General features: G+C 61.3%; 22 protein-coding genes. 12 read left to right on the top strand and 10 right to left on the bottom strand.

The window, feature by feature from the left end; genetic code table 11:
• The first annotated feature begins 2 nt into the window (after window positions 1–2).
• Window positions 3–527 (top strand): DUF3592 domain-containing protein, encoded by a 525-nt coding sequence (locus tag AC6HU3_RS08500; protein WP_497473343.1) that lies wholly within the window; start codon window positions 3–5, stop codon window positions 525–527.
• 91 nt (window positions 528–618) lie between these two features.
• On the top strand, window positions 619–1,770 hold the full coding sequence (locus AC6HU3_RS08495) for a hypothetical protein (protein ID WP_497473342.1): 1,152 nt from the start codon (window positions 619–621) through the stop codon (window positions 1,768–1,770).
• 57 nt (window positions 1,771–1,827) lie between these two features.
• On the opposite strand, the gene AC6HU3_RS08490 is transcribed toward AC6HU3_RS08495, so the two are convergent.
• Genes AC6HU3_RS08490 through rplT form a run of 10 tightly spaced genes read right to left on the bottom strand, consistent with a single transcriptional unit; the run spans window position 1,828 to window position 15,032 of the window.
• Complete coding sequence (locus AC6HU3_RS08490) at window positions 1,828–2,421, bottom strand: class I SAM-dependent methyltransferase (protein WP_497473341.1); 594 nt, start codon at window positions 2,419–2,421, stop codon at window positions 1,828–1,830.
• The gene (gene sppA, locus AC6HU3_RS08485; protein WP_497473340.1) at window positions 2,421–4,622 is read right to left on the bottom strand and encodes a signal peptide peptidase SppA; all 2,202 of its coding nucleotides are present in this window, start codon (window positions 4,620–4,622) and stop codon (window positions 2,421–2,423) included. The genes AC6HU3_RS08490 and sppA overlap by 1 nt, the downstream gene beginning before the upstream one ends.
• Window positions 4,619–5,179 (bottom strand): HD domain-containing protein, encoded by a 561-nt coding sequence (locus AC6HU3_RS08480; protein ID WP_497473339.1) that lies wholly within the window; start codon window positions 5,177–5,179, stop codon window positions 4,619–4,621. The genes sppA and AC6HU3_RS08480 overlap by 4 nt, the downstream gene beginning before the upstream one ends.
• Window positions 5,176–6,075: a FecCD family ABC transporter permease gene (locus AC6HU3_RS08475; RefSeq protein WP_497473338.1), complete on the bottom strand. Its 900-nt coding sequence runs from the start codon at window positions 6,073–6,075 to the stop codon at window positions 5,176–5,178. Before AC6HU3_RS08475 ends, AC6HU3_RS08480 begins: the two co-directional genes overlap by 4 nt.
• The gene (locus AC6HU3_RS08470; RefSeq protein ID WP_497473337.1) at window positions 6,076–8,958 is read right to left on the bottom strand and encodes an HD domain-containing phosphohydrolase; all 2,883 of its coding nucleotides are present in this window, start codon (window positions 8,956–8,958) and stop codon (window positions 6,076–6,078) included. It abuts the gene before it with no gap.
• Window positions 8,945–9,766: a TIGR00282 family metallophosphoesterase gene (locus tag AC6HU3_RS08465; protein WP_497473336.1), complete on the bottom strand. Its 822-nt coding sequence runs from the start codon at window positions 9,764–9,766 to the stop codon at window positions 8,945–8,947. Before AC6HU3_RS08465 ends, AC6HU3_RS08470 begins: the two co-directional genes overlap by 14 nt.
• Window positions 9,756–11,336 carry a ribonuclease Y gene (rny, locus tag AC6HU3_RS08460; RefSeq protein ID WP_497473335.1) on the bottom strand — a complete coding sequence of 527 codons (1,581 nt, stop codon included), beginning with the start codon at window positions 11,334–11,336 and terminating at the stop codon, window positions 9,756–9,758. The genes AC6HU3_RS08465 and rny overlap by 11 nt, the downstream gene beginning before the upstream one ends.
• A gap of 15 nt (window positions 11,337–11,351) precedes the next feature.
• A complete protein-coding gene (gene pheT / locus AC6HU3_RS08455) occupies window positions 11,352–13,679 on the bottom strand; it encodes a phenylalanine--tRNA ligase subunit beta (protein WP_497473334.1) in 2,328 nt (775 codons plus the stop codon).
• Complete coding sequence (pheS, locus tag AC6HU3_RS08450) at window positions 13,676–14,659, bottom strand: phenylalanine--tRNA ligase subunit alpha (RefSeq protein ID WP_497473333.1); 984 nt, start codon at window positions 14,657–14,659, stop codon at window positions 13,676–13,678. Before pheS ends, pheT begins: the two co-directional genes overlap by 4 nt.
• 16 nt (window positions 14,660–14,675) lie before the next feature.
• Window positions 14,676–15,032 carry a 50S ribosomal protein L20 gene (gene rplT, locus AC6HU3_RS08445; RefSeq protein ID WP_497473332.1) on the bottom strand — a complete coding sequence of 119 codons (357 nt, stop codon included), beginning with the start codon at window positions 15,030–15,032 and terminating at the stop codon, window positions 14,676–14,678.
• A gap of 341 nt (window positions 15,033–15,373) precedes the next feature.
• Here rplT and AC6HU3_RS08440 point away from each other — a divergent pair, with 341 nt between their 5' ends.
• The 10 genes from AC6HU3_RS08440 (at window position 15,374) to folK (ending at window position 25,899) form a co-directional block, all read left to right on the top strand.
• Window positions 15,374–16,702 carry a hypothetical protein gene (locus AC6HU3_RS08440; protein WP_497473331.1) on the top strand — a complete coding sequence of 443 codons (1,329 nt, stop codon included), beginning with the start codon at window positions 15,374–15,376 and terminating at the stop codon, window positions 16,700–16,702.
• A gap of 142 nt (window positions 16,703–16,844) precedes the next feature.
• Complete coding sequence (fsa, locus tag AC6HU3_RS08435) at window positions 16,845–17,507, top strand: fructose-6-phosphate aldolase (RefSeq protein ID WP_497473330.1); 663 nt, start codon at window positions 16,845–16,847, stop codon at window positions 17,505–17,507.
• A 1-nt stretch (window position 17,508) separates the two neighbouring features.
• Entirely contained in the window at window positions 17,509–18,822 is a 1,314-nt protein-coding gene (locus AC6HU3_RS08430) for a trypsin-like peptidase domain-containing protein (RefSeq protein WP_497473329.1), read from the top strand.
• Entirely contained in the window at window positions 18,819–19,607 is a 789-nt protein-coding gene (locus tag AC6HU3_RS08425) for an MlaD family protein (RefSeq protein WP_497473328.1), read from the top strand. The genes AC6HU3_RS08430 and AC6HU3_RS08425 overlap by 4 nt, the downstream gene beginning before the upstream one ends.
• Window positions 19,607–20,953, top strand: coding sequence for a DNA repair protein RadA (gene radA, locus AC6HU3_RS08420; RefSeq protein WP_497473327.1), 1,347 nt, complete (start codon window positions 19,607–19,609; stop codon window positions 20,951–20,953). Before AC6HU3_RS08425 ends, radA begins: the two co-directional genes overlap by 1 nt.
• The gene (locus AC6HU3_RS08415; RefSeq protein ID WP_497473326.1) at window positions 20,940–21,926 is read left to right on the top strand and encodes a PIN/TRAM domain-containing protein; all 987 of its coding nucleotides are present in this window, start codon (window positions 20,940–20,942) and stop codon (window positions 21,924–21,926) included. The genes radA and AC6HU3_RS08415 overlap by 14 nt, the downstream gene beginning before the upstream one ends.
• Complete coding sequence (locus tag AC6HU3_RS08410; RefSeq protein ID WP_497473325.1) at window positions 21,923–23,194, top strand: Glu/Leu/Phe/Val family dehydrogenase; 1,272 nt, start codon at window positions 21,923–21,925, stop codon at window positions 23,192–23,194. The genes AC6HU3_RS08415 and AC6HU3_RS08410 overlap by 4 nt, the downstream gene beginning before the upstream one ends.
• On the top strand, window positions 23,172–24,533 hold the full coding sequence (locus AC6HU3_RS08405) for a nicotinate phosphoribosyltransferase (protein WP_497473324.1): 1,362 nt from the start codon (window positions 23,172–23,174) through the stop codon (window positions 24,531–24,533). The genes AC6HU3_RS08410 and AC6HU3_RS08405 overlap by 23 nt, the downstream gene beginning before the upstream one ends.
• Window positions 24,530–25,402, top strand: coding sequence for a patatin-like phospholipase family protein (locus AC6HU3_RS08400; protein ID WP_497473323.1), 873 nt, complete (start codon window positions 24,530–24,532; stop codon window positions 25,400–25,402). Before AC6HU3_RS08405 ends, AC6HU3_RS08400 begins: the two co-directional genes overlap by 4 nt.
• The gene (folK, locus tag AC6HU3_RS08395) at window positions 25,399–25,899 is read left to right on the top strand and encodes a 2-amino-4-hydroxy-6-hydroxymethyldihydropteridine diphosphokinase (RefSeq protein WP_497473322.1); all 501 of its coding nucleotides are present in this window, start codon (window positions 25,399–25,401) and stop codon (window positions 25,897–25,899) included. The genes AC6HU3_RS08400 and folK overlap by 4 nt, the downstream gene beginning before the upstream one ends.
• Window positions 25,900–26,026 lie beyond the last annotated feature (127 nt).

Raw genomic sequence — 26,026 nt, 5'->3', positions numbered from 1 at the left:
CCATGCTGTGGAAACCGTGGGATCCCGTGAGGGATGCACCGCCTCTCGAGGCAATCCTGCGCCTCACCGTCCTTTTCGTGCTCCTGGGACTGGGATGGATGGCGTATGGCTGGTATGAATCCTGGAGCCTTCAGCGGGTCAAATCCTGGCGAACCACCACCGGCCGGGTGGTGAAGGTGGAGGTTCGGGATCCTGTCGGACGACGTTCCTCCCGTGGAAGCGTCCGGATCACCTACACCTATCGGGTCTGGGGGAAAACCTACACGTCTGACCGCTACAGTCCCCTCTCCCACACCGCCCCCCTGGAGGCCCGAAACCGCTATCGGGCCGGTCAGCTCGTGCGGGTGTATTTTGACCCCAACCATCCTCAACGTTCTGTACTGGTTCCCCATGATCCCTTCGCTGTGCCCGCGCCGGTCTGGCGATCCCTGGGCCTTTTCTTCGTTCTTATGGCACCCATTTTCGCCGTGATCACCTGGGTTTCTTCCCGGCTCTTCCCCTATTCCTTCGGACGCTGGCGGTTCTGAACCGCTCCGGTTTGCAGAAAAATTGAAAATCCCTTTGCCAGGACGTATAATGATAGCCGGTTGCGCAGGTAACCCAAACAGGAGGACGCATATGCGCAAGGCACTGCTTGCAGGTCTGATCCTCGTCGCGCCCCTCATGGCGACGGAAAGCCGGATCGCCGGCCTGGGAGGCCAGGTGGATCTGTTGTTTGATGACGATGCGCTCGTGGAGCGCTACCCCTCGCTCCTCTTCCAGTTCGGCCAGATCGGCGTGCTGGAACTCCGCACCCTCGGGGATCTCACGAGCGGTGCGCCCACCGGCTATGCCAAGCTCTTCAAGGCGAAAGAGGGCTACGCCTATGGTCTTTACGCCAACTTCCCGGTGCTGGACTTCATGGGCACCACCGCTTACGGGTTCCGGTATGCCGGTGCCTTCGGCGGCGACACGAAGTTTGGCTATGCCCTGGATCTGGGCCTTTCCAGCACCAAGACCGAGGACGACGCCAACCCCGCCAACACGGCCACCACAAACCTCTATGCCTTCGGCCTCACCCTGGGTGCCTCCGGTTCGGCCTTTGACGCTGCCCTGAACATCGCCTTCCCCATGTATAAAGACCGGGTGGACGCTGGCAACAACTATCAGGAGGTTTCCTCCTCCAAGCCCCAGATCGCGGCCAACTTCCGTTATTTCATGGAGCGCTCCGAGGCTTCCCGGATGATCTTCGCCCTGAACTTCGGCATGACCGACCAGAGCTACACCCAGGACAACAACGGAACCAAGACCGACGTGGACAACCAGAAGGCCATGACCTTTGGGTTTCTTGGAGGCCTGAACACGATGCCGGCTGAGAACATCCTGTTCGTGGGAGGCTTTGGCCTGGGCTTCGGGTCCTACACCGCCCACACCGCCTGCATCGCCTTTGACCCTGCTGCTAACAAGTGCTCCATCCTTAACCTGGACGGGATTGTGGGCGTGGAAGGTCGCCTCACCGGCGCCCTCACCGGCCGGGTGGCCTTCGTGAAGAACCTCCTGACCTTCGCCTCCACCGAGCAGCCCGACAACAACAATAACAACACCCCCGATCTGAAAGGCACGTTCATCTCCCAGTTCCCCATCTCCTATGTGCTGGGCCTGTCCTATGCGGTGCGGAACGTCCGGTTCGACGCGACCATCGCGCCCCACATTCTCTACAACGGCCCCTACTTCCTTTTCGGGAACATGTCGCCCTTCGTGAACACCCTCTCCGTCCACGTGAGCTTCTGACGGGGAAGGCACTTCGGTATGGAGAGGGGGAGGCTTCGGCCTCCCCCTTTTTGTTGCTCAGCCTTCCGGAAGACCCCGCAGTCGCAGCAGAAAACTCCCCTCCAGAGAATGGATGGGCACCACCGATGGCTGAAAGCCTTTCTCCTTTGCCCGTCTCACCCACCAGTCCGGAGCGTGAAGCAGGATCTCCCCCCCTCCCGTGAGGCGATAGAAGGACCGGTGAAGGCGGGTAAAAAGCGTGGGGGAGGTGAGCACCAGAAAGGCCTGCCCTCCGGGGGCAAGCAGGCGGGCAAGAGGCGAGAGATCCCCTCCGGGAAGCAGCATCCACACATAGAAGGCCACCACCAGATCAAACGTCCCCTCCATCGTCCGGACATCCCCCACCTCAAAACGCACGTTGGGAAACCGTGAAGCGGTTCGGGCCAGCCGGATCATGGATGGGGAAAGGTCCACGCCCAGCACGGAGGCCCGGGGGAACCGACGGGCCAGTCGACGGGTGGTGAACCCCGTGCCACACCCCACATCCAGAACCGTCCGGGGGGCGGGGGGAAGCCGCTCCTCCATCACCCGGAGGGCGGCTTCCCGGAAAAACAGAAGGGGCGGAAGGACAAAAGCGAGCTCCCGGAGAACGGGAAATCCGTAATAGTCCATCAGGGACGGATCCCTTCCACCGTGGTTCGAAAGAGATAGGGTTCTGCAAACAGTTCCCACCGGGAGGACAGGGCACTCATCCCGCTCCCGGGGAGAAGAGACGACCGTTCCACGGGGAAGACCTCCACACGATAACGGGAAAGTCCCGCAAGGTGTGCGGCTTCCCGTATGGCATCCATCACGCCGCCTAGCCGATCCACCAGGCCCACCTCCTTCGCGCTTTTGCCGCTCCAGATCCGTCCCTGCGCCAGGGTGTGGACCGCTTCTTCCGACATGTGCCGGTTGTCAGCCACCCGTCGCAGAAAGGTCCGGTATCCCTCTTCCAGGATTTTGTGGAGGGCCGCCCGTTCCTCCTCCGTGTAGCCCCGGAAGGGGGAGAGGGCATCAGCGTGCTCCCCGATCCGCACCGCATCCCGGGTGATGCCGATCTTTTCAAAAAACCCGGCCACCACGGGTTTGACCCACAGAATCCCGATGGAGCCCGTGAGGGTGGTGGCGTCCGCAAACACCTTCTGGCCCCCCATCGCGATGTAGTATCCACCGGAAGCCGCGATGTTCCCCATGCTCACCACCACGGGTTTTTCCTTTGCCGTGCGACTCACTTCCCGCCAGATGTCCTCGCTTGCCTGGGATGAACCGCCCGGGGAGTCAATTCGGAACACCACCGCCTTCACCCGGCGATCTTTCCGGAGTTTTTCCCACAGGGCTTTCTGTGACCAGGACCCCACGGTTCGAGAAGAGAAAAAGGGAAGGGGGAGGGGAGAAGGCGGCGCGCTCCGGCCCACCACGATGTCCCCCTGGGCCACCACCACCGCCACCACCGGCCGGTCATCCCGCCACCGGTCCGGCTGGGTTCGGGGTTCAAAGGTGAGGGGCCGGATGTTTCCAAACGTTTTCCGGAAGAGGGAGTCCACCTGGTCCTCATACCGCACCCCGTCCACCAGTCCCGCCGCCAGGGCTTCCTGGGCGGTGAACACGCCCCGCTCCAGAAGCAGGGTGCCCAGTTCATCCGGGTCCTGGTTCCGGCCCTCGGCCACCGCTTCCACCACCGTTCCCCACACGTCTTCCAGAAACTCCGCATGCTGGAGGCTGTCTTCAGGCGACATGGAGGTCCGGGTGAGGAGCTCCACCGCCGATTTGTATTTGCCGATCCGGTCCGCCTCCACCTGGATGTTCAGTTTGTCCAGCATGCCTTTGAGATAGAAACGCTGGGCATAGATGCCCGGTGCGATCACCATCCCTTCCGGATTCAGGAAGACCTGGTCGGCGGCGGAGGCAAAGAACAGCTCCCGCACCCCCACGTTTTCCGCATACACCCAGACCCTTTTTCCCTGGGCCCGGAGTCGGAGAAGGGCCTCCCGGAGTTCCTCCGTCTGGGCGTATCCCCAGGGGAAATTCCGGAGTTTCACGAGCAGGGCAGGGGTATGGGGGTCTTCTCCCAGGGCCTCCAGACGCTGAACCACTTCGGCAAATGACGGCCGCCGGGAACCGAACAGGGGCTTTTCCGGAATTTCGCCGACCCCCCTTTCCACCGTCCAGACCACCGGGCGGGCGGGGGTATAGACGGGCGGTGCACCCGGCATCAAGAAGGAAACCCCGACGTTCAGGGAATCCCGATCCCCCACCGCCTGAACCACCACCGATCCCAGACTCAGGGCCAGACCTCCTCGGAGGTTTTCCCCATCCGATACCCCGCCAATCCACAACCCCTCCACGGGGCGAAGGCTCAGGCCGAACCGGTATCCCAGCGTGTCCGAACCGTAGGCATGGATCACATCGCCGAAGGCGACCAGCCAGGAGAAAGGGCGAAGACCGAGCCCGGCTTTCAGGCTGTCCAGTCCTCCCCGGGCGTATTCGGCCACCCCTCCCAGGGAAAGCCACCCCCGGGGCCTGAGAAGCACGCCCAGCTCGTGCTGAGAGCCGTAGAGCGTGTGGAGGTAGCGGTAGCCCACCGCTGCATCCTCCCGTCCAAACGCGGTGGGAAGCCACCAGGATATCTTGCGGGTCAGGGTGTCATAGGAAAGCCCCACCCCCTGGCCCCAGAGGGAGAGATCCGTCCAGATCCGGCTCCCCTGAAATCCCAGGGTGACCTGGGTTTTCCCCGTTCCATAGGCCGCGGGATTCAGAGCCCCCCCCAGGCCCCACTGTCCCAGAGCCACACCGGATTGGGTGTACCACACCGCAAGCAGGATCAGAATCATGCTCCCCTCCTTGTCTCGTTCCACACCTCATCTTCCCGGGCTTTGAGGGTCTCCAGCATGAAGAGCACGTGTTCCTGAAAATCCACACCCAGGGCCTCCACCGCATGCTCCACCTCCTCCCGGTCCACGCCCCGGGCAAAGGCCCTGTCCTTCCACTTCTTGCGGATGGACTTCCACTTCGTGATCTCCTGAAAGGATTTGCCCGGCTGAACCAGGGCCACCGCAATGAGAAAGCCCGTCAGTTCATCCACGGCCACCAGGGTGCGGGCCAGCAGGGTGTTTTTGGGTCGGTCTGGCCTGGCATGAGCCCAAATGGCCTCCACCGCCTCATCCGGAAGTCGTCCCTTCAGAAACGAAACCGCCCGGTCCGGATGTTCCTCGGGGTATTTTTCGTAATCCAGATCGTGGAGCAGACCGGTGACATACCAGAGCTCCGGATCTTCGCCGAATTTTCGGGCATAGGCTTCCATGCACACCGCCACCGCCCGCATATGGCGTTTGAGGGTGTCGCTCTCCACCCATTCGTCCAGAAGTTTTCGGGCTTCTTCCCGGGTCATGAGCCACCTCCCGTTCGGGCATACCGGATCAAAAGCATGACAAAGACCGGCGTTCCCATCAGGGCCGTGAGGGCTCCGACGGGAATCTCCCGGGGTCCCAGATGGGCCAGAAAATCCGCAACGAGAAGCATCAAGCCTCCGAGCAAACCTGAACGGATGAGGAGGCTTCCCGCATCCCGGGTCCCGGCCAGGCGGACCAGATGGGGGGTCACAAGCCCCACGAAGCCAATGGGCCCCACCCGGGCCACAGAAAGGGCAAGGAGTACCCCCGTGACCATCACCATCCGGCGCATCCAGGATACCCAGTCCAGGCCCAGCGCCTGCGCGGATTCCTCCCCAAGGGATGCAAGCATGAGGACAAACCGGGATCGGTACACCCAGGCCCACCAGATCAGGGTGAGAACAAGGGCCCCCAGGGGCAAGGCCCATCCCACGGTGGAAAGACTCCCCATGCTCCAGCGGACCATGGCATACACCCGAAAGGGTTCCACCAGACTCTGGAGCACCACCAGGAGGGCTCCCGCGAAAAAGTTCAGGGCCACACCGGCCAGGATGAGTTCCAGGGACGATCGGGCAAGGCGGAGAAGGACGAACATGCCCCCGATGCCCGAAAGGACCCCCACCAGGACACTCATCGGAAGCGGTGCCCCCAGCGCCATACTCACCAGCACCCCCATGGCCGTGGATGCGGAAAACCCCAGGGTGTACGGTTCGGCCAGAGGATTTCGGAGGGTGCTCTGGAACACCGCCCCGGAGGCCCCGAGGAGGACCCCCACCCACAGGGCGTTCAGCACCCGGGGCAGGCGCAGGAGAAAAAGGATGTCCCGAGAGGGTGAAGGGACCAGCAACTCCAGGAGAGACAGCAACACCACGCCCGTAAGGAGCAGGCGGGTCATTCAGGCCTTCTGGATCAGAAGATATACCACAGGAGCGATATACCGGGAGAGCATCCGGAGAAACCGGACGTGCTGAGGCGTGAAGGAGCGGGGATCCTGGTTCTCGGCCGCCAGCACCCCCACGAGTTCATCCCGGAGGAGGAGGGGGACCATCAGGGCCGATCCCATGGGCCTCCCGGCCGGAGGGATGTATTCCGGGTCCCGGGAGGTATCCTCCACCAGAACGGGTTCGCCGGTCCGGACCGCCCGGCCCACCAGACCCTGGTCTTCGGGGATCTCCTGGCCCAGCACGTCTTTCGGGAAACCCCAAGCGGCCAGAACCCTCAAAACGCCATCCTGGCGGGCCAGAAGGAACAGGCTGTCCGCGCCCGTTGCCCGCCCCACGCTCTCCAGAACCTTCTCAGCAAAGGAAGCCGCATCCGTAATGTCCTCCAGGTGTGCACCAATTTCATAGAGCACCGAAATTTCCTGGAGAAAGGCATACAGGTCCTCATACACCGTCTGCCGGGCCTCCTCCGGCAGTTTCGTGAAACGGGCCAGACCTTCCCTGAAGTCCTGAGCGAGCCGCAGGGGAATGCGGTCACCCGCTTCCCGCTCCACGGCTTCGACACGCTCTCCTGCCCGCCGGAACACCCGCAGAAGATACAGAATTTTGGCCTCCACCGTGAGGGGTTCCCCATCATACACCGATCGCAGCACTTCCTTCCAGTCCTCCGGAAGATGGAGCCGCTCCACAACCTTTCGGGCTTCCTCCTGAAGACGGGAAAGAAAGGCCTTTTCATCCTCCGAAAGGGGCACACCCTGGAGGACCTTGATCCGCAGGAGATCCGGAGCCAGGATATTTTCAAGGTCCACAAAGGCCAGGAGATGCTCCAGTGCCCGGATCCGTGGGCGGGGCAATCCCGCCCGTTCCCCCAGAAACCGCACGAGGCCTGCAAGATCCACCCGGCCCCGGTTCCGGCTGGCCCGGAGGATATCCAGAACTTCCAGGAGAGTCCGCTGATAGAGTTCCTCCCGCTCCTCCCGTTCCCGATAATCCAGGAGAAGCCCCAGATGCCGGCCAATCTGGGAAAGGAGCTTGATCTGCTCCGGGGGAACTTCCCGGACTTCCCGGTTAAAAAAGGACAGATATCCGTGAATCCGTTCTTTCCGGTGCCGAGCATAGAGGGGAATGACCAGGAGAGAGACCACCCCCTCCTCCACCAGCCCCCGGAAAAACCGCCGCAGGATGGGCGACTCACCCACGTTTTCAAAAAAGAGATGCCCTTCCTGAAGGCCCCGCTCAATCCACCCCTGGAAGGGAGCCACCGGCACGCGAAGATGCTCCTGCACATAACGTTCCGAAATGCCACGTGCAATATGGATCACAAACTCATCGTTTTCCACGGCCCGGAAAAATCCCCCGTCAAAATGGAAAATCCGTATGGTGGTGTCCAGCACATCCGAGAGGATCTCCTCCAGGGGCTCCTCCCCCCAGAACCGGAGCACCGCGTTCATGAGAACACCGGTCTCGGCAAAAGACAAAGCCGAGTCTTTCCGGACCCGGTCCAGATAGAGATACAGGAGGGGCGTGGGCTTTTCCGGGGAACGGGAAGGCGTTGCCTTCAGAACTTCCACCGCCACCGGCACCAGCTCCGGATCAAAGGCCTTCCCCGCTTCCTCCTGCAGGATTTTGAGGGCTTCTTCGCGGGTGTAGGCCCGGCGGTAGGGCCGGGTGGATGTCAGGGCATCAAACACGTCGGCAAGGGCAAGGATCTGGGCCTCCGGGGGGATTTCCTTCCCCTTCAGACCCCGGGGATAGCCGGTGCCGTCCCATCGCTCGTGGTGGGCCCGGACCCACTCCGCCACATCGGTGAAAGCTCGGAGGTGACGGAGGATTTCATAGCCCAGGTTGACGTGGGACCGGATGATCTCCATCTCGTGTTCCTGGAGGGCAGTGGGCTTGAGGAGAAGAATATCCGGGATGGCCACCTTTCCGATGTCATGCAGAAGGGCTGCAAAATAGAGCTTTTCGATTTTTTGCGGGGGATACCCCAGTCTCCGTGCGATCTCGGTGGCATACCGGGCCACCCGCTCCGAATGCCCCCGCGTGTAGGGATCCCGCATCTCCTCCAGTGCCACCATGGAGAGCACCACGCTCGCCAGGGTGGACCGGGTGATGCGGGCCCACCGCCTGCGGTCCAGCCCGAGAAGAAGAAAGTTTTTCCATCCTTCGAGAAGTTCAGAATGAGCCAGGGGAAGGGATCGTTCGGAGAGAAGAAGCAGGGCTCCAAGAGGGTTTTGTTCCGGATCCCGCAGGGGGAAAACCCAGGCCCGCCGGAAAGAGGTGAACCGCAGAAGCAGTGTCTCGGGGGGGAGTTCCACCAGATCACCAGGGGCCTCCCGGGCCCGGAGCACCGCATCCTCCACCAGCTCTTCCTGGGGAGGCCAGGTGCCCGTCCAGGCCTGGACCCGAACCCGGTCCTCCACCACCTCACACAAAACCAGCGCATCCACGTCCAGACGCACCCGGAGAAGATCCAGAAACCGGGAAAGGTCCTCCCCCTCTCCCGTCAGAAAGGAAAGGGAGGTGTCCTGGGCGGTGTGGATCACCTCCTCCTGCTCCCGGGTATAGAACAGCCAGCCCAGAAGTTGCGCGGCAAAGTGGAGGGATTCGGCCGCTTCCATCGCCTTTTCACCGGGCCGGGCCTCCAGATAGCCCCGGGTCTGACCGGAGGGATCCTCCACAGGGAAGAGGACACCGTCTCCGTCCGACTGATCCACCACCCTGAGATCCAGTCCCAGATGGCGGGAAAACACGTCCAGCACGGGAGCCCAATCCCCCTCCTTCAGGGCCAAACGAAAGGCCCGACTCACCTCTTTGAGGAGTTCAGTCTGTTCCACCTTTGCCCATCTCCATCCGAAAGGCCTGAATGGCTTTTGCCTTTCCGGTTTTCACATCCAGGTCCACCACCACACCCTCCACCCCTTTCCCCCGGGTCTCCACCTCCATCCCTCCCCGCAGATTATACAGGAAATTCTGGAGCGCAACCTCCCTCCGGACGCCAATCACCCCACCCAGCCCCCCGCACATGCCCGCATCGGTGATATAGGCCGTTCCCTCTCCAAGAATCCGGGCATCCGATGTCTGAACATGGGTATGGGTGCCCACCACCGCCGAAACGCCTCGCTCGGCCGCAAAATATCCAAAGGCGAGTTTTTCCGATGTGGTTTCCGCGTGGAAGTCCACGAACACCAGCCGGGTGCGGGCGTGGATCTCCGGGAGAAGTCGCTCCAGCGTGCGGAACGGGCAATCCAGGAACGCGCCGGTGAACAGCCGCCCGTGGAGGTTGAGGACGGCAAGCGAGACCCCCTTTCGCTCCAGGAAAAGCAAACGCTGTCCCGGGACACCCGGAGGCCAGTTCGCGGGGATCACCATCCGATCCGCCCGCTCGATAAATTTGAAGATCTCCCGGTTGTCGAAGGTGTGGTTGCCCATGGTCAGGGCGTCCACCCCGGCTTCGAGCAAGGCCCGGTAGGACTTCTCCGTGATTCCCTTGCCGCCCGCTGCGTTTTCCCCGTTGGCCAGCACCACATCCGGGGTAAAGCGCGCACGGAGTTCGGGAAGAAGCTCCCGAACCGCATGGCGGCCTGGACGGCCCACCACGTCTCCGAGAAACAGAATACGTAAGGTATCGGCCTCAGCGGGCATATTCCACCGCGCGGGTTTCCCGGATCACCAGCACCTTGATCTGTCCGGGATATTCCATCTCTTCTTCAATACGCTGGGCAATGGATCGGGCAAGTTCAAAGGCCTCTGTGTCGTTCACCTCCTCCGCCTGGACCATCACCCGGAGTTCCCGTCCGGCATGGATGGCAAAAGCCCGCTCCACGCCCTTGTGGGCATAGGCGATCTCCTCCAGCTTCTCGATCCGGCGGATATAGTGCTCTATGCTCTCCCGACGGGCACCGGGACGGGAACCGCTGATGGCGTCCGCCGCCGCCACCACAAAGGCGATGGGGCTCTGCATGGGCACGTCTCCATGGTGGGCGGCCACCGCATTGGTGACGATATCGTTTTCACCGTAGCGTTTCACAAGCTGGCCTCCCACCAGGGCATGGGGTCCCCCGAGTTCATCCGGTGCCACCTTTCCGATGTCATGGAGAAGCCCCGCCCGCTTGGCATATTCCACATTCAACCCAAGTTCCGCCGCCATCACGCCGGCCAGCCGCGCCACCTCGATGGAATGCTGCAGCAGGTTCTGGCCAAAACTCGTCCGGAATTTCATCCGGCCCACATATTTCGTGAGTTCGGGGTGAAGGGCCGCAATCCCGAGCTCGGCCACCGTCTCCTCGCCGATCCGCATGAGGTGCTCCTCAAACTCCTCCTTCACCTTGTTCACCACCTCCTCAATCCGCCCGGGGTGGATCCGGCCATCCTGCACGAGACGCTCCAGGGCAAGGCGGGCAATTTCCCGGCGAACGGGATCATAGCTGGAGAGGGTCACCGCTTCCGGCGTATCGTCAATGATCACTTCCACTCCTGTGGCATTTTCAAAGGCCCGGATGTTCCGCCCTTCCCGCCCGATGATCCGCCCTTTCATGTCGTCGGAAGGGATAGGTACGACGGTCACAGTGGTTTCTGCGGTGTGGGCGGCGGCACAGCGGTGAATGGCCATGGCGATGAGTTCCCGGGCTTCGCGCTCCGCCTTCTGCCGGGCTTCTTCCCTCATCTTATAGATGAGCTGGGCCGCCTCGTGACGGGCCTGGATTTCCACCTGGCGCAGAAGTTCCCGGCGGGCATCTTCCTGGGTCATGCGGGCCACTTCTTCCAGGCGCCGGGTGGTTTCCTGGATCCGCCGTTCCAGTTCGTTTTCTTTGGCCTCCAGGGCTTTCTGCCGCTCTTCCAGATCTTTTTCGGTTTTCCGGAGTTCCCTCTCCCAGCGCGCAAGACTCTCGGCCTTCTTCTCTAACTGGCGCTCTTTTTCGTCCAGGTTTTTCCGGGTGTTCCGGACTTCCTGCTCAAACTCCCGCTTCTGGCGCTCCAGATCCTTCCGGAGTTTTCGGGCCTGGGACTCCGCCTTGCTCTGGATCCGCTGACGGTGCTTTTCCGCCTCGAGTTTGGCTCGCTCAATGATATCCTGGGCCCGACCGTGGGCCTCTTCGAGCCGGCGAAAGAACTCGGCGCGAAAACGCCGAACCATCCAGGTGCGGACGGCAAACCCACCCGCAAGAATACCCAGAAAAATGCCAAGAATTGCGGTCAAAATCTCGGTTCCCATGGAAAGCCTCCTTCCTCATCGTCCTCGAACCTGATAGCCCCGTGCCTCACAGTCACGCATGAGGGATTCCATCACCTCATCCACCTCCCGATCCGTCAGGGTCTCTTCCGGATGCTGGAACACCAGCCGGAAGGTGAGGGATCGGCGATCGGGAGGGAGGGGATCCCCCTCATACACATCCACCAGGTCCACCTTCACAAGATGGGGACGGTTTTCAAAAACCTTCAGGACATCCACATACCGGACCTCCCGGGCCACCAGCAGGGAAAGGTCCCGATAGAGAATGGGCGTCTGGGGATAGGGAACAAACCGGAGACTCCGGGAGAGATCCGGGAGTTCCCACTCCATCGCCACCACAGGCACTTTGATGTCGTAGGGGCGAAGCACCTCACGGGAGAGGATACCGATCCATCCCCTCTTCCCGCCGCACACAAAGCCCGCCCCTGCCTCCAGAAAGGCCGGAGGATCCTCAAAGGAAACCTCCAGCCGGAACCGCTCCCGGATTTCATCCAGCACGCCTTTCACGAAGGTGTAATCCGGTTTCCACGTTCCCCAGTGAACCCGCCGTTCCTCTCGCCCGGACAGGACCACGCCCAGCCGCCACACTTCCCGGGGGAGTTCCCCCGGACGGGTGGCATGGAAGGTGGGGCCGATTTCATACAATCCAATCCAGGACTGGCCGTGCCGGAGATTGTGGGACACCCCACGCAGGAGACCCGGGAGCAGGCTTGCCCGGAGCTCGGAGAAGGCGTGCCCCAGCGGATTCTGGATGGTCACATAGGGGGGAGGGGCGAACCGCACGTTGTCCTCCGGCGCCACAAACTCGAGATGGAAGGTCTGGGTGAACCCATACTGGTGCAGGATGGCGTGGAGAAGTTCCGGAAAACGCTCGTGGGGATGGCCGGGCATGCCCCAGACTTCCATCTCCTCGGGCACCCGGTCATAGCCCACCACCCGGAGCACCTCCTCCACGAGATCCTCGGGGAGAGACAGGTCCACCCTCCGGAGAGGCACCTGGACCAGGAGCCCCCCTGGCGCGTCATCCACCCGGTCCGCCACCCGGGAGAGAATCTCCCGGAGTTCCTCTTCACCCATCGAGAGCCCCGAAACCTGAACAAACTTCTCCCGGGAAATCAGGATCCTCCGGGGTTCCGGCTCTCGTTCAAACACGTCCACCGCCGGCCCGATCCGGCATCCCGGGAGCAGGCGATGATAGAGATGCAGCGCCCGGCGGGATCCTTCCTCCACGGAGGGGAAAGACAATCCGCGCTCAAACCGGTGGGCGGATTCGGTGTGAAGGTGATACCGGAGAACCGCATGGCGCACCCGTGGCGGATCGAACAGGGCGCTTTCCAGAAAGATGGCGGAGGTGTCTTCCTGGACCGAACTCTCCAGTCCACCCATCACGCCGGCCAGGGCCACCGGGCGCCGGCGATCCGCGATCACCAGCGTTTCCTCATCCAGCTCCCGCTCTTCCTCATCCAGGGTGACAATCCGCTCCCCCGCACGGGCGCGGCGTACCACCACCTTCTCCTCAAGTCGCGAAAGGTCAAAGGCGTGGAGGGGATGCCCCATCTCCAGAAGCACATAGTTGGTCACATCCACCAGCACGTTGCGAGGCTGGATACCCGACAGGGCCAGGCGATACCGCATCCAGGCCGGGGAGGTCTCCGGTGCAACGTTCTCCACCACCCGACCGAGATACCGGAGGCAATCCTCAAACCGTTCAATCTCCACCGGGAACGTCCGGTCGGTGGACTCCTCAAAGGAAAGATCCACGGGAAGGAGTTCCCCTCCCACCAGGACGAGTTCCCGGGCAAGACCCCGGATCCCCATGAGATCCGGTCGGTTGGGAGTGATATAGAGATCCAACAGCACGTCGTCCATCTGGAGATAGGCCAGGGGTGACGTCCCGGGCTCCAGGGTATCGGGAAGCTCCAGAAGCCCCTCGGAATGGGCCGCCAGCCCCAGTTCCGCCTCTGACAGGATCATCCCCTGGGAGACCACCGCCCCGAAGGCACGGGGTTCCACCACCTGCCCACCAGGAAGGCGGGCACCGGGCAGGGCCACGGCGAAGGTTTTGCCCTCTTCGGCATTGGGCGCGGCGGATACCAGGGTCAGCGTGTCCTCTCCCACCGAAACGTCCAGAACCCGGAGGCGGGGTTGATCGGGGTGAGGATAGGCGCGGAGGGCCTTTCCCACCACCACCTTCCCCTCAAGTCCCTCCCGGAGATCTCTCTCATCTTCCACTTCAATCCCCAGCCGGGCGAGATGATCCGGGAGTTCATCCGGTTCAAAAGGAAGACGAACATGTTCTGCAAGCCAGCGAAACAGCACTTTCATTGGAACTGCTCCAGAAAGCGGAGGTCACTCTGATAGAATCGGCGGATGTCATCCACCCCGAACCGGATCATGGCAAACCGATCCAGCCCCAGCCCGAAGGCGTATCCCCGCCAGGCCTCAGGATCAATTCCCACCGCCCGGAGAACGTTGGGGTGCACCATCCCGCATCCCAGGAGTTCCAGCCATTCCCCGCGATACCGCACCGCCACCTCCGCCGAGGGTTCGGTGAAGGGGAAATAGGAAGGGAGAAACCGCACTTCGATCTCAGGGCCGAAAAAAGCCTTAAGAAAGGTGATCAGGGTTCCTTTCAGGTTGGCAAAGGTGACATGGCGGTCCACATACAGCCCTTCCATCTGAAAAAATCCGGGGGCATGGGAAGCGTCGAACTCGTCCACCCGGAACACCCGCCCCGGGCTCACCACCCGCAGGGGAGGTTTGCGCTTCTCCATCACCCGGATCTGGACGGAGGAGGTGTGGGTTCGAAGCAGAATGCCCTCTTCGATGAAGAAGGAACTCTGCATATCCCGGGCGGGGTGATGTTTGGGGATGTTCAGGGCTTCAAAGTTGTACCAGTCGTGCTCCACCAGGGGCCCTTCCACCCGTTCAAATCCCATCCGAACAAAGATGTCCAGAATCTCCTGCGCGACAAGATGGAGGGGGTGGTAGCCTCCCCGGGGGAGACGGCGTCCGGGGAGGGTGGGATCCAGTTCGTGACGGCGGGAGGCCTGAAGGGCCTGGAGTTTTTCCTGAATCAGCGCCTGGAAGTGCCGCTTCTTTTCATTCAGGAGTTTACCCGCCTCCGGACGGACCTCCGGGGGGAGAGAACGCAAAGCGCGAAGCCTCTCCTGAAGAAGGCTTTTCTTCCCTAAAAACCGGGCCTTTAACTGCTGAAGTTCTTCAGGTTTCCGGACCTTTTCCAGGGCTTCGCGCAGATCCCGCTCTTCCGCCTCAAGTTCGCGGAGAAGTTTTTCCCATTCCATCGGAACATGGCCACCTTCATGCCCGCAGGGTCTCCTTCACCCGGCTGGCCAGCTCACCAAAGGCATCGGGGTCCTGGACCGCAAGGTCAGCGAGCATTTTCCGGTTGATTTCCACACCCAGTTTGCGCAGGCCTCCCATGAAGGCGCTGTAAGAAAGTCCGTGCTGACGGGCTGCCGCATTGATCCGGATGATCCAGAGGCTCCGGAAATTCCGCTTTTTCTCTTTCCGGTGGGCATAGGCATACTGAAGGGATTTCAACACGGCTTCCTTGGCCTTCCGGAAAGTCCGGGACTTCTGGCCAAAATAGCCCCGGGCCATCTTGCGGATCTTTTTGTGCCGACGTCTGCGAGTGTACCCGGTTTTGACGCGCATCGCAACCTCCTCTCCGTTGAGAATCGCCCCCTAATGATAAACGATGGGCAGAGAAACTTCAAGGTCTTCCCTTGACATCCCCTCTGTTCTCCCCTATGTTTGACGTGCTGGACGGGGGTTCCCATGGTGATGTGGATCCTGATCGCCCAGATGATTCCGCCGGTGGAGGTGGCGAAGGAGGGGTGGTGGATGGTGGATCAGGGGGCACTCTCCCGGCGTGCAGTGCAAACCCAGACAGGAGAGGATCTTGCGGAAATGGTGCTTTTCTGGATGGATACGGTGGGGGGAGCAGCGGCTGGGCAGCCGGTGATGGGGATGTGGATGGGGACGGGATCAATGAAGTGGTCGTGCAAAAGGCCCTGGAACTTCAGGTGCTGGATGTTCCCCATCGGAGGGCGGAGTGGCGCTTTCCCCTGCCGGATTCGGCACGTTTCTGCAGAAACACCCCTGCCCTGGGGGATGTGGATGGGGACGGGGTGGTGGAGATCGTGGCGATGGAGGATTCCCATCGCATCTGGATTCTGGATGCCGCCCGCCAGGCGGTGGACGGGATGATCCAGCTGCCGGTATTCTTTCGGAGTCCTGGTCTCACCTGTCCCAAAACCCACATGTATGTGGTGGATCTCGAGGGGAATGGCACGCCGGGCATTGTGGTGGGAGGACAATCTCCTCATTCAGACCATGCGACACGGATTTATTACATTCTCGCCTGCGTTTCCCGTTCCGGAGGAACATGTCAGGACAGCGTGGTATGGTATCGCGAACCCTTTATCGAACCTGGTTGGATTCCTTTTGGAGACCTTGACGGAAACAGAGCAATAGAGTTCGCGCTTGCAGAAGGGTGGGGTTCAGCCTTGCACATCATTGTGTATACAGCCTCTGGAGACACGTTGTGGAGGGTTCCCTATCCAAACAATGACAACATTGCCCGCCCATTTGCCGTTCTGGATCTGGTTGGGGATGGAGAGCGGGAGGTGCTGGCGACGGGAGCAGCAGGTGGGCCGTTCATTCAGTGGACATATGTCCTGGATGGAGCCACAGGCACCCTTGAAAACCAGTATTTTCAGTGCATGGGGCACCTTCAGGCCTTTGCGGACATCAACAACGATGGGAATATGGAAATTGTGTGCGGTGTGGGTGGATTCATCGCGCGAGCCCTGACATCTCAGGGATACCTGATCTGGGAAACCGCCCTGCCCACCGCAAGTGGAGCAGGATTCCTTTTGCAGGGTCCCATTGTGGGAGATTTTTCCCCTGCGCCGGGACTGGAAAGCGTGTTCTGCACGGTATCCGAAGGGCTTTTCCTGCTATCGTCCACCGGGAAGGTTCTCTGGTCCGACACCACACTGAACACCTCGGGTTGTGCCCTTGCTGCAGGAGACGTGGACGGAGACGGTCTTTCGGAGCTTGTGGTCAACTCCATTCTTTATGGCACCTATATTTTCGATCGCCCCACCGATGTGGAGGAAACCCGTCCCGAACCTGGAAACGATCACGGTTTTCGCCTGATTCCGGGAGGGTTGGCCTTCCGGCGCTCCCGTCCCGTGACGGTTTTTGATCTTACCGGACGGAAAGTTTTTTCGGGAAACGTTCGAACCCTTTTTCTCCCGCCGGGGGAATATCTGATCACACTGCCCGAAACCACGGTGAAAATTGTGGTCGGAAGGTGAACGTTGCCGCGACCCGATCCGGGCCGCTCCATGGATTCTTTCATCCTTTCCACCCGCGATCTCTCCGAAAACGCCAGGAACTCATTTTTTGGAAGTTCCCGCTTCAGGGGCGTATAATTAACACCAAAAAGGAGGGTGTGGGATGAAAATTTTCCTGGACACGGCCAATCTGAAAGAAATTCAGGACCTGGCTTCCTGGGGCGTGGTGGACGGCGTGACCACCAATCCCACCCTTCTCTCGAAGGAGGAAGGGGATCCCCACGAAATCCTGGTCCAGATCTGCGAGACCGTCCAGGGGCCGGTTTCCGCGGAGGTGGTGGCCACGGACGCCGAGGGCATGATCCGGGAGGGCAGGGAACTCGCCGCCCTCCATCCCCACATCGTTGTGAAGATCCCCATGACGGTGGAAGGGCTGAAGGCCACCCGGGTGCTCTCCGGGGAAGGAATCCGCGTGAACATGACCCTGATCTTCACGCCCCTTCAGGCACTCCTCGCCGCCAAAGCGGGAGCACGGTATCTTTCCCCCTTCCTGGGACGCCTGGATGACATCGCCACCCCCGCCCTGGACATGCTCTCGGACCTGGTGACCATCATGGAAAACTATGAATTTGAAGCCGAAATCCTGGTGGCTTCGGTGCGTCACCCCATCCACGTCCTGGAGGCTGCCCGGATGGGCGCCCACATCGTGACGGTCCCACCCAAAGTCCTCCGTCAGCTGGTGAAACACCCCCTCACCGATATTGGACTGGAAAAGTTCCTGGAAGACTGGAAAAAGGTGCAGGAACGCCTGACCCAGCCTGCATAACATGACCCTGCTTTTTCTTCTGGCCCTTCCTGCCTCTGCCTTGCAGGAGGCCCTGATCCGGACGGTTCAGACCGTGGGTCCCGCGGTGGTGTCCATCACCGTTACCTCCCGAACCTATGTTTCGGCCTCTCCTTTCGCCCAGGATCCCTTCTGGAACTTTTTCTTTCCCCCCCAGATTCTGGAGCGCCAGGTCCATTCCCTGGGCTCCGGCGTGATTCTCACCGCCGACGGGGAGGTCCTCACCAACGCCCACGTGCTGGGGGAACATCCCGATTCCATCACCGTGACCCTTCCTTCCGGTGAACAGTATCCCGCGAAAATCCTCGGGGTGGCAGAAGCCTATGACCTCGCGCTTCTCAAGGTGAATGCGCCGCGTCCCCTTCCTCATGCAAAACTCGGGAATTCGGACAGCCTGCGGATCGGACAGGTGGTGATCGCCATCGGCAACCCCTTTGGCTTCCTCCTGGAAGATCTGGAACCCACGGTGACGGCGGGGGTGATTTCCGCCCTCCACCGCACTCTGAAGGGCAAGCCCGAACGCAAATATTACGACATGATCCAGACGGATGCCGCCATCAACCCGGGAAATTCCGGTGGTCCCCTGGTGGACCTTGACGGACGGGTGGTGGGGATCAACACCTTCATCTTCTCCTCCTCCGGAGGATCGGAAGGGATCGGTTTCGCCATTCCCGTGAACACCGCCCGGCGGATCGTGAAGGAACTCCGCACCCACGGGAAAATCCGTCCGGTACTTCTCGGATTTCGGGTTCAGCCCCTCACCCCCGAACTCCGGGAGGCCCTGGGGTATGGCGGTCGGGGCGGGGTTCTGGTCCAGGACGTCCTTCCGGGACATCCCGCCGCCCGGTTTCTGCGGGATGGGGATATCCTGGTGGAAGTGAACGGAGCCCCCATCCGGAACGAGGGGGATTTTCGGGACCGGACCTATGCCCTTCTGGTGGGAGATCGGATCCGGGGCACCGTGGTCCGGGGAGGGAAGACCCTGCCATTTTCGTTCGTTCTCCCCGAGTTTCGTTTGCCCAGCGCGCAAAAAGTTCTGGGCGCCAGGGTGCGTCCGGTGAACCGGGAGGTGGCCTGGTATCTGGATTTGCCCGTGGATTATGGACTTCTTGTGGAATCCCTTTCTCCCCGTTCGCCCCTTTCCGCCATGGGCCTGCGGGAAGATGACGTGATCCTTGAGGTGAACGGACAGAAAATGGAACGTCCGGAGGACCTTCCGGAAGCTCTCCGGTCCCGGCGGATTGCCCTGCGGATCCTCCGGCAAGGCCAGGTGATCCTGTTGAGGTTCTGGCGATGATGGACAAAGCGACCTACTTCAAGGTGGGACTGGTGACCCTTCTGGGCCTTGTGCTTCTTGCAGGGGGATACATGTTTCTCCGGCAATACCGGATCGGGAAAACCCGTCATCATTACGTGGCCGCCTTCAAGGGCATCACCCGTCTCACCCAGGGAGGGGTGGTCACCATCATGGGGGTCCCCCGCGGCCTGATCGACCGCCTGGAGGTGCGGGGGGAATCCGTGTTTGTCCACTTTCACCTGGACAACACCCGCCTGAAAGAAGGCGCCTGGGCCCAGGTGGAAACCCAGAGCCTGGTGGGACAATATCGTCTCACCCTTTTCCCCGGAACGGGCCCCGAACTCCCCGATGGAACTGTGATTCCCGGCGAAAACCCCTTTGGCCTGGATCAACTTTTCTCCGGGGTGGGTGAACTCCTTCAGGGCATGGACACCATCTTCACCCGGGTTCAGGCCACCCTGGACACCACCACCTTCCATCTCACCGCCGTGATGGATTCTCTGCAGAAAGGGTTTTCCGATCTTCGACGTCTTGTGAAGGTGGTGGAACGGGCCCTTGTGGAAAATCAGGGCTCGGTGGACTCCACCCTTCAGGCCATTCGGGCGCTGAGTCTGCGAACCGACAGCGTGCTCGCCATGATCCAGCACGAAGAGGGGACCCTTCAGCGACTTCTGAAAGAAGACTCCCTGTATCGGGATCTCCGGAGCACCCTCCAGAGCCTGGACAGCCTTCTGGAGGATCTCCGGAAGCATCCCAAACGATACGTCCATTTCAGTCTCTTCTGATGGCCAGACGCACAACGCGATACCGGTGCCGGGCCTGCAGCTACACGTCGGCCCAGTGGTACGGTCGGTGTCCCCGGTGCGGTCAGTGGAACACCATGGAAGAGGTGGTGGTGGAGCAGAAAGCCCGCTCCTGGGTGGAGGGCGGTGGAGACGTGTCCCCCATCCCGGTGGTCCAGGTGGCCGCGAAAGAAACCCCCCGGTTTTCGTCCCGGATGGAGGAGGTGGATCGGGTGCTCGGGGGCGGATTCGTCCCCGGGAGTTTTCTGATCGTCGGAGGGGATCCGGGTATCGGCAAGTCCACCCTCCTTCTCCAGGTGGCCGCTGCGGTTGCCTCTGACCACCCGGTGCTGTATGTGAGCGGGGAGGAATCCCTGGAGCAGATCCGGATGCGGGCCGAGCGCCTGGGGGCCCTGGAACCCAACCTGTATCTCCTTGCCGAAAGTGACATCCGCAAAATCCAGGACGCCGCCCTCACCCTGAAGCCCTATCTCCTCATCGTGGATTCCATCCAGACGGTGCTGGACCCCGAAGTTCCCTCTTCGCCGGGGTCGGTGAATCAGGTCCGGGAATGCGGGACCGCCCTTCTGCGCCTTGCCAAAGAGCACGGCATCACCGTGGTGGCCGTGGGCCATGTGACCAAAGAGGGGTCCCTTGCCGGTCCCCGGACGCTGGAGCACATGGTGGACGGCGTGTTCTATCTGGAAGGGGAAAACCTCCTGGGCCTCCGGATTCTGCGGAGTGTGAAAAACCGATTTGGCTCCACCAACGAGATCGGGGTGCTGGAGATGACCCAGGAAGGGCTCCAGGAAGTTCGGGATGCAAGCGCCCTGTTCGTGGATACCTCGCTGGACAGCGTTCCGGGTCGGGCCATTGCGGCGCCTCTGGAGGGCAAGCGTGCGCTCCTGGTGGAGGTTCAGGCGCTCCTTGCGTATTCCCCCTTTCCGGTGCCCCAGCGAACCGTCACGGGATACGATGCCCGGCGCCTTTCCATGCTCCTGGCCATCCTTGACCAGCACCTGGACACCGAAATCCGCCAGCGGGACGTGTTTCTTCAGGTTCTGGGGGGATTCCGCCTGATGGACACGGCGGGGGATCTCGCCGTGGTGACGGCCATCCTCTCCGCGTATGAAAAACGCCCCCCCGTTCCGGGGCTGGTGGCCATTGGGGAAGTGGATCTTGCCGGAGGGGTTCGCAGGGTTCCTGCCCTGGACCTCCGGCTTCAGGAAGCGGCCCGCATGGGCTTTCGCGTCGCTCTGGTTCCGGAAAAACCCACCAAAAAGATTTCGGGTCTCAAAATCCGGGTGGTTCGGCACCTGGGGGAGTTGAAGAATCATGCGCTGGGTTAGAGGGATTGTCTGGGTTCTGCTTGTACTCCTGGGAGTCTGGATGGGGCTTCGACTGGGATGGAGTCCCGTGCTCTCGGCCATTGTGGCCGCCCTCATGGCATCCCTGGTGGTGCTGTTTGAGCATGTCTTTTTCCGCCTGTCTCCCCGGGATCTCGCAGCTCTGGGGATCGGCATTCTTCTGGGGTCCGGGGTGGCCAACCTGGTGGCGGGACTCACCCTCGTGGCCTTCCATCCCCTCCGGAAGATTTCGGATCTGTGGTTTCTGTTCTGGAATCTGGTGGGGATCTATTTCTTCGGGAGCTTTTTCTATCACCACCGGGAGCGTTTCCGTTTCGCCCGAACCCTCTTCCGGATGCCCCGTGGATGTTCGCCCAAGATCATTGACACCAGCGCCATCATTGACGGCCGGCTGATCGGTGTGGTCAAAACCGGTTTTCTGGAAGGAGATCTCATTATCCCCCGCTTCGTGGTAGAAGAACTCCAGCGGATCGCCGACGCCAAAGATCCCCTCCGCCGGGCCAAGGGTCGTCGGGGCATGGACCTTTTGAAAGAGCTTCAGGAGATGAAGGGGGTGAAGGTGCACATCATTCCGGATGAGGTGCCGGGGATCCGGGAGGTGGACCACAAGCTCATCGCCGTGGCCAAACGCCGGAGGGGGAAACTGGTGACCGTGGACTATAACCTGAACAAAGCCGCCCAGATTCAGGGGGTCCCGGTGTTGAACCTCAACGCCCTGGCGCAGGAACTGCGGCCCCAGTATCTCCCCGGGGATCGCATGAGGCTTCTCGTGCAGCGCCCCGGGAAGGAAGCCGGTCAGGGCGTGGGTTATCTGGAGGATGGAACCATGGTGGTGGTGGAAGAAGGCGAACACCTGATTGGTGAAACCATTGAAGCCGAGGTGGTCACCGTACTGCAGACCGATGCGGGACGGATCATCTTTGTCCGTCCCCTGAAAAAGGAGAAGGAGCGATGAACCACGACCCCGCGACGGTGGCCCGGATGCAGCTTGAAAAAGCTGCGAAGGTGATGAACCTTGATCCGGACCTTCTCGAAATCCTCCGCCATCCCAAGCGAATGGTGGAAGTGTCCATCCCCGTCCGGATGGACGACGGGAGCATCCGGGTGTTCAAGGGCTTCCGTTGTCAGTACAACGACTTCCGGGGGCCCTTCAAAGGCGGAATCCGCTTTTCCCCGGATGTGACCAAAGAAGAGGTGGAGGCCCTGGCCGCCTGGATGACCTGGAAATGTGCGGTGGTGGACATTCCCTTCGGTGGTGCCAAAGGGGGCGTGATCTGCAATCCCTTTGAACTTTCGGAAAGCGAACTCCAGCGTCTCACCCGTCGGTTCACCTACGAACTCATGCCTCTTCTGGGTCCGGATCTGGACATCCCCGCCCCCGACATGTTCACCGGCGAGAAAACCATGGCCTGGATCATGGACACTTACAGCGTGTTCAAAGGTCATTCCGAGCCGGGCGTGGTGACCGGGAAATCCCGAATCATTGGGGGAAGCGAGGGGCGTCGGGAAGCTACGGGTCGGGGCGTGGCCATCGTGGCGGACGAGATTCTGAAACTCCGGGGTGACAGTCTGGAGGGCAAACGGGTGGCCGTTCAGGGATTCGGCAACGTGGGAAGCTACGCGGCCATCTATATGGAAGAACTCGGTGCGAAGGTTGTGGCCGTCCAGGACCTCACCGGAACCGTATACCGGACCGAAGGCCTTCCCGTCCAGGAACTGGTGGACTATGTGGCCGAACAGAAAAAACACCACGAGAAGGGGAAGATCCCGGGCGTGAAAGACTTTCCCAACGTGGAAGCCCTCTCTCCCGAGGATTTCTGGGGGCTGGATGTGGACATTCTGGTCCCCGCCGCGATGGAAAACCAGATCACCCAGGATAACGCCCCACTTCTGCGGGCCCGGTATGTGGTGGAGGGCGCCAACGGTCCCACCACCCCCGAAGCGGACGACATCCTCTTCAAGCGGGGGGTCATGGTGGTTCCGGATATCCTGGCAAACGCCGGCGGGGTGCTGGTGTCCTATCTCGAGTGGGTCCAGGACCGGATGGGCTATTACTGGGAGCTCGAGGAGGTGTTTGACCGGATGGAGAAAAAGCTCCGGAAAGCCGCCCGGGACGTGTATGAGAAGGCGCAGGAATACCGGGCCGATCTCCGAACCGGCGCCTATATCCTGGCGCTGGAGCGGGTGGCCGAGGTGTTCTATGAGCGCGAGCTTTTCCCATGATCCCGTGATGAGCCCGGACTTCGGCTACACCCTTTCGGACGATCTGGGCCTGGTGGTGGATCTCTACGAGCTCACCATGGCCCAGAGCTATTTTCACCGGGGCATGAACGGGTGGGCGGTGTTTGACTATTTTATCCGGGACCTGCCGCCCACCCGCCGCTTTCTCGTGTTTGCCGGCCTGGAAACCCTCCTCGCCGGTCTCCGGGACCTTCGGTTCTCCGACGAAGCCCTGGCGTATCTCCGATCCCTCGGCCTTTTTCGGGAGGATTTTCTGGACTATCTCCGCAACTTCCGGTTCCGGGGGGATGTGTACAGCGTGCGGGAAGGACAGATCGTGTTCGGCGGCGAAGTTCTGGTCCGGGTGGAGGCGCCCCTGATCGAAGGGCAAATCATCGAGACCTTTCTTCTCAACACCCTGAACTTCCAGACCCTGATCACATCCAAAGCGGCCCGGGTGATTCTCGCTGCCCGCGGTCGGGGGGTGGTGGACTTCTCCCCCCGGAGGGACCACGGCGTGGACGCGGCCCTGAAGGTGGCCCGGGCCTCCTATCTGGCGGGCTGCATGGGCACAAGCTATGTGCTTGCAGGCAGGATTTTTGGAATTCCCGTGTTCGGCACCATGGCCCACGCCTATGTGATGGCGTTCCCGTCGGAACTGGAGGCTTTTCTCGCCTTTGCCCGGGAATATCCCGCCCGACCCATCTTTCTGGTGGACACCTATGACGTCCGCCAGGGGGTGGAACACACCATCGAAGCCGCCCGTATCCTGGAAAAGGAAGGCATCCGGGTGTTCGGCATCCGGATCGACTCCGGGGATCTGGTGGCACTCTCCCGTATGGCCCGATCCATGCTGGACGAAGCCGGACTCCGGGAGGTGAAGATCCTGCTTTCAGGAGATCTGGACGAATACCGCATCGCCGAACTCCTTGAACAGGGAGCTTCCGTGGACAGTTTTGGGGTGGGGACCCGGATGGGAACGTCTTCGGATGCCCCGTATCTCGGCGGCGTGTACAAACTCGTGGAATACGAAGGCGCGCCCCGGGTGAAGCGCTCGCCGGGAAAACAGACCCTTCCGGGGAGGAAACAGGTGTACCGTCAGGACGGAAAGGACGTGGTGGGACTTGTGGACGAACCGGTGGAGGGAGAACCCCTCCTTGCACCTGTGATGCAGAAGGGCGAGATCCTGGACCTTCCGGATCTCCACACCCTGCGAGAAGAAACCCTGAACCGGCTTTCGGATCTGCCCGAAGCGCTGAAAGGTCTCTCTCCTCACGATCATCCCCTTTGGGAGGTTGTCCCCTCCCCCGGGGTGCAGGCGCTTCTCCTATCCCTCCCATGAACCTGCTGGAAGAACGATGGGTGCTGGCCCTATCGGGCGGGGCAGCCCGGGGTTTTGCCTTTGTCGGACTTCTCCGGGCCCTTGAGGAACTGGAACTCCCCATCCACGGCATCGTAGGCTGCAGTGCGGGGGCGCTGGTGGGTGGACTCTTCGCCGCAGGTGTGTCCCCGGAGGCGATGGAGGAAACCCTGCGGCGTCTAAATCCCCTGGACTGGGCGGCCATCTTTCGTCCCACCCTTCCCTTTCAGGGGATCACGGATGGAAAAGGCGTGATGGACATCCTCCGGGATCTGGTGGGCGGGAATCCCCGGATCGAGGACCTGCCCATCGCCTTCGCCGCCGTGGCCACGGATCTCCACACAGGGGAGGTGGTGATCCTGGATCGGGGACCTCTTCTGGACGCCATCCGGGCGTCCATCGCCATCCCCGGCGTGTTCACACCCCTTGAGAAAAACGGACGGGTGCTGGTGGACGGGGGTCTGGTGGAGCCCATTCCCATCCCCTCCGCCCGCAAGCGCTTTCATGACCCCGTCCTGGCGGCCAACGTCCTTACCCCCCTTCCCCTCCGGCACGTGACCCTTGAAGAAAAACCCGACGTAGCCCGCAAATCTCCCCACCTTGTGGACATTCTCACCCAGTCCTTCTATATGCTCCAGCGCCGGGTGGTGGGATCCATTCTGGAGGAGCATCCACCGGAACTCCTGCTGGACCTGGACGAAGCCCGGCAATACGGCACGGCCCAGTTCGATCGGGGTCTGGAGATCGCGCGTCTGGGGTATGAAGCCACCCTCCGGCGCCGGGAAGCGATTGAAGAAGCCCGGCGGATGTGGTTCCTTCACAGCGTCCGGGCACGATTCCGGATGGGATGAAAATCCCGGTCTGGATCGGCGTGGGGGGCAATCTCCCGGGAACCAAAGAAGCCGCAATCAGGGCCTTTCAAACGCTTCGGGAGATCCTCTGTGAGATAACGATCTCTCCTCCTTTCCGAACCCCTCCCTGGGGAAATCCCTTTCAGCCACCTTTCTGGAACTGGGTGGTTCGGGGGTGGACCTACCGGAGTGCCCGGGAGGTGCTGGACGTCTTACAGATGCTGGAGCGAAGGGCGGGAAGAATACGGGAAGAGCGGTGGGGTCCCCGGATCCTGGATCTGGACCTCCTTCTCTATGGCGATCGGGTGATCCGGATGCCGGATCTCGTGGTGCCCCATCCTCTCCTTGCGCAACGCGCCTTCGTCCTGGATCCTGCCCTCACCCTGGGCAATCCCCTCCATCCGGAAACCGGTCAGACCTTTCGCTGGCACCGGGAACATTTAAACGTACTGTCTGCCGTTGAACCAAATCCTCAAAGTACCCGGGGGGAGATATGAACAGCGTCGTAGACTGGGTGGCCCCGTTTCCCCCAACCCTCAAGAAGACATTTTTCTTTTCATAGGGGGGAATATCCGGATTCTTCGCACAAAGAGGCATCCTTGACCATCAGGATCCATGACACAC

The organism is Caldifarcimen microaerophilum, assembly GCF_055387105.1.
Note: the sequence above shows the minus strand (reverse complement) of the source record. Positions and strands in the feature narration are given on the sequence as shown.

Bases quoted from the DNA above. Each gene is read 5' to 3' on its own strand.
- AC6HU3_RS08405 (WP_497473324.1), top strand. From the start codon at position 23,172: ATGAGCGCGAGCTTTTCCCATGATCCCGTGATGAGCCCGGACTTCGGC.
- AC6HU3_RS08475 (WP_497473338.1), bottom strand. From the start codon at position 6,075: ATGACCCGCCTGCTCCTTACGGGCGTGGTGTTGCTGTCTCTCCTGGAG.
- AC6HU3_RS08415 (WP_497473326.1), top strand. From the start codon at position 20,940: ATGCGCTGGGTTAGAGGGATTGTCTGGGTTCTGCTTGTACTCCTGGGA.
- rny (WP_497473335.1), bottom strand. From the start codon at position 11,336: ATGGGAACCGAGATTTTGACCGCAATTCTTGGCATTTTTCTGGGTATT.
- AC6HU3_RS08500 (WP_497473343.1), top strand. From the start codon at position 3: ATGCTGTGGAAACCGTGGGATCCCGTGAGGGATGCACCGCCTCTCGAG.
- AC6HU3_RS08465 (WP_497473336.1), bottom strand. From the start codon at position 9,766: ATGCCCGCTGAGGCCGATACCTTACGTATTCTGTTTCTCGGAGACGTG.
- fsa (WP_497473330.1), top strand. From the start codon at position 16,845: ATGAAAATTTTCCTGGACACGGCCAATCTGAAAGAAATTCAGGACCTG.
- pheS (WP_497473333.1), bottom strand. From the start codon at position 14,659: ATGGAATGGGAAAAACTTCTCCGCGAACTTGAGGCGGAAGAGCGGGAT.
- pheT (WP_497473334.1), bottom strand. From the start codon at position 13,679: ATGAAAGTGCTGTTTCGCTGGCTTGCAGAACATGTTCGTCTTCCTTTT.
- AC6HU3_RS08410 (WP_497473325.1), top strand. From the start codon at position 21,923: ATGAACCACGACCCCGCGACGGTGGCCCGGATGCAGCTTGAAAAAGCT.
- AC6HU3_RS08490 (WP_497473341.1), bottom strand. From the start codon at position 2,421: ATGGACTATTACGGATTTCCCGTTCTCCGGGAGCTCGCTTTTGTCCTT.
- rplT (WP_497473332.1), bottom strand. From the start codon at position 15,032: ATGCGCGTCAAAACCGGGTACACTCGCAGACGTCGGCACAAAAAGATC.
- AC6HU3_RS08430 (WP_497473329.1), top strand. From the start codon at position 17,509: ATGACCCTGCTTTTTCTTCTGGCCCTTCCTGCCTCTGCCTTGCAGGAG.
- sppA (WP_497473340.1), bottom strand. From the start codon at position 4,622: ATGATTCTGATCCTGCTTGCGGTGTGGTACACCCAATCCGGTGTGGCT.
- radA (WP_497473327.1), top strand. From the start codon at position 19,607: ATGGCCAGACGCACAACGCGATACCGGTGCCGGGCCTGCAGCTACACG.
- folK (WP_497473322.1), top strand. From the start codon at position 25,399: ATGAAAATCCCGGTCTGGATCGGCGTGGGGGGCAATCTCCCGGGAACC.
- AC6HU3_RS08425 (WP_497473328.1), top strand. From the start codon at position 18,819: ATGATGGACAAAGCGACCTACTTCAAGGTGGGACTGGTGACCCTTCTG.
- AC6HU3_RS08400 (WP_497473323.1), top strand. From the start codon at position 24,530: ATGAACCTGCTGGAAGAACGATGGGTGCTGGCCCTATCGGGCGGGGCA.
- AC6HU3_RS08480 (WP_497473339.1), bottom strand. From the start codon at position 5,179: ATGACCCGGGAAGAAGCCCGAAAACTTCTGGACGAATGGGTGGAGAGC.
- AC6HU3_RS08495 (WP_497473342.1), top strand. From the start codon at position 619: ATGCGCAAGGCACTGCTTGCAGGTCTGATCCTCGTCGCGCCCCTCATG.